This window comes from Thermanaeromonas sp. (assembly GCF_021890735.1).
Classification (GTDB): domain Bacteria; phylum Bacillota; class DSM-521; order Neomoorellales; family Neomoorellaceae; genus Thermanaeromonas.
Map to the genome: position 1 here is coordinate 1 of NZ_JAKKUR010000139.1, position 2612 is coordinate 2612.

A 2612-nucleotide genomic window follows, 5' to 3' on the forward strand; every position below is an offset into this window, starting at 1 on the left:
TTGCTCCATTTCATCTGCATCATCCTCTTTAGTTAGCTGGTTTCCTAATCATTATTAGGAAACAGGCCGGGACGGCGCTATGAAGTAAGTCACAAAAAACTGACGCGGCCGCTGCCCGGTTTTTCAGGAGAAAGGAGAAATCATAAATAACTATGGTACCCGGGAATAAGTAAGGATACGCCAAAAAGCGTAAAAAGCACAGCAGCAAAGCCGATGACGGCCATAAGGGCAGCCTTTTCCCCGGTCCAACCGTAGCTTTTTCGGGCATGCAGGTATCCGGCGTAGATGAGCCACGTTATCAGAGCCCATGTCTCTTTAGGATCCCAACTCCACCAGCTACCCCAGACCTCCTCAGCCCACACCGCCCCCGTGATTAAAACCAGGGTCATAAAGGAAAAACCTACGACTACGGACCAATGCAGCACTTCTTCAAGCTTTTCTGAGCTGGGGAGGGCAAGTCCAAGGGCTTTTTCTTTTAGGCGCCCTTTAAGCAAATAAACCACACCGGCACAGAAGGAGAGGCCGAAGGCGCCATAGGCAACAATAGCGGTGAAGACGTGAAACTGAAGCCAGATGCTCTGCAGGGCAGGCATAAGGGGGGCGGTTTCAGAAGGCAGGGTGCTAGCGCAGGAAAGAAGAATTACCCCTAATAAAGCTACTAGAGCATTAAATAGAGGAGATTTAATTTTTCTCTGTACAAACATGAACAACAAAAGCAGTCCCCAGACGAAGAGAAGGGTAAATTCGTACAAGCTGGCAAAGGGCAGCCGGCCCGCGGTCATACTCCGCTGGATGAGTCCTAAACTTAAAGCTAAAAGTGCAAGGAGCATCGCCCCTACTGGAAGCTGGAGTGAATACTTAAACTGCTTCCAAAGGGATATGAAACTTGTAATTAAGGCTACAAACAAAAAACCATAAGCGATAAGATAAAACTTCACTTCCATAATTTCTGCTCACCTCGTTCATGAGCTGTTTTCGGCGATATGTGCCTGATTCTAAAATCTTTTACTGTTAGGACCCGTCCGGGAAAACCTTTGGAAGATAAATCTTGGGTATCCCCTACCCCGATTTCAACATACTCGCTATACCCTGTCAACCCAAAGATATAAGTACCCACAACGATAGCTACCATGCTCAGGTGGAGGAAAAAGGAACCAACTACTCAGTAGCTCTTGGGAGATAGTTTTATACGATGCACGGCGCATAAAAGCGTATTTAGGGCGAAAAAAGCGCTTAGAACCACAAACCACCAGGCGCTGTAGACATGGTCTAAAGACAAAAGTATGATGAAGCCCCTAGTGATTCTCCATAATGGATACGATAAAACTCTCCGGACTGACCTTGAGGAACGAGACTGCCTGCTTTCCAGTGGATGCTTCCGTAGGAATAAAGGTCAAATTCTGGGTGCCGGATATGGCCCAGTTTAATACCGGCGAGAGGTTTAATAGCACTTTATCTTGCATTTGTTCAAAAAGCGGAAATGAAGCGGAGTTGATGTGGAGAGGGTGCGGAGGAGGCTAATTAAGTATCACTTAATTCCCTACTTGCTTCCAAATAATTCCTTCATGCAGGGCTTCTGCCCCGTGCCGCACCAAAGAACCTTTACCTCTCCTTAGCCCTCCGGGCGAGACGTTGTAATATGGCCATCAAAATTTGCATCTTATCTCAGCGCCGCACTAATTTATCCCAAAGAAAACCAATAAGTATCCGTCCTATGGCCAAGGCCGGTACAGAAAGTAAAAGGCCAGCCACTCCAAAGAGCTCTTCTCCAGCAAGCAGTGCAAGTATAATAGCCAGGGGTGAAAGGTCTACGCTCTGGCTTAAAATACGAGGAGCTAAAATAGCAGCCTCGATCTGTTGTACGGCTATCACTACTAGCAAAGCATAAAGAGCAAGCCTCCGGGATTCCAGCCAACTGATGGCTACTATGGGGATGGCGCCTAGAAGAGGGCCGAAGTACGGAATGAGATCGGCCATGGCCATTACAATTCCCAGTATGACCGCATAACTGCTACCGGCCAGGAAAAGACCTGCACCGGTCAGCATACCTACTAGTATGGAGATTAGCAGGTGGCCGTGCACAAAGCTTGTAAGCACGCGGTCTATTTTCACCCACAACCCTAACAACTCTTCACGCCAGCCAGAAGGCAGAAGCCTAATGGCTCCGCGGCTTAAAGCTTCTCTGTCTCTAAGGAAATAGTAAGCTAACACAGGAGCTAAGGCCAGGCTAGGGAAGCCGGATAGGAAGTTAAGAAGGAAAGAGGCCACTTCCCGTGTTGCGCCCTCAACCTTGGCCTGAAGTTGGGCTAATGTCTCGTCCACAACCCGGCGAAAGCTCAAAGGCATTCCGGGCCGCTGGTAGCGTTCATAAAAAACTTTAAACCATCCTTGTATTTCTTGGTTAAACTCTGGGAGTTTATCGAGGAAGTTGTTTAACTCACGGAAGAGCTGGGGTAGGACATAAAGAAGGGTGGGAATCAAAATAAGCAAGCCTATAAGATACAAGAAAAGGATGGCCCGCACGCGGGGCAAGCCGCGGCTTTCCAAATATAATACTGCGGGTTTAAGGGTATAGGCCAGGAGGGCACCGAGAAGAAGTGATATAAGAAGCC

The 2612-nt window shown here is 48.0% G+C and carries 3 protein-coding genes; all 3 read right to left on the reverse strand.

The window, feature by feature from the left end:
- Positions 1-140: 140 nt before the first annotated feature.
- Positions 141-944 carry a c-type cytochrome biogenesis protein CcsB gene (gene ccsB / locus L5656_RS11220; protein ID WP_297202974.1) on the reverse strand — a complete coding sequence of 268 codons (804 nt, stop codon included), beginning with the start codon at positions 942-944 and terminating at the stop codon, positions 141-143.
- A gap of 218 nt (positions 945-1162) precedes the next feature.
- Positions 1163-1279, reverse strand: coding sequence for a cytochrome c biogenesis protein ResB (locus tag L5656_RS11490; RefSeq protein WP_366018325.1), 117 nt, complete (start codon positions 1277-1279; stop codon positions 1163-1165).
- Between the two features lie 386 nt (positions 1280-1665).
- The coding region (locus L5656_RS11225; RefSeq protein WP_297202975.1) for an AI-2E family transporter at positions 1666-2612 on the reverse strand (947 nt) is incomplete at its 5' end.

Bases quoted from the DNA above. Each gene is read 5' to 3' on its own strand.
- ccsB (WP_297202974.1), bottom strand. From the start codon at position 944: ATGGAAGTGAAGTTTTATCTTATCGCTTATGGTTTTTTGTTTGTAGCC.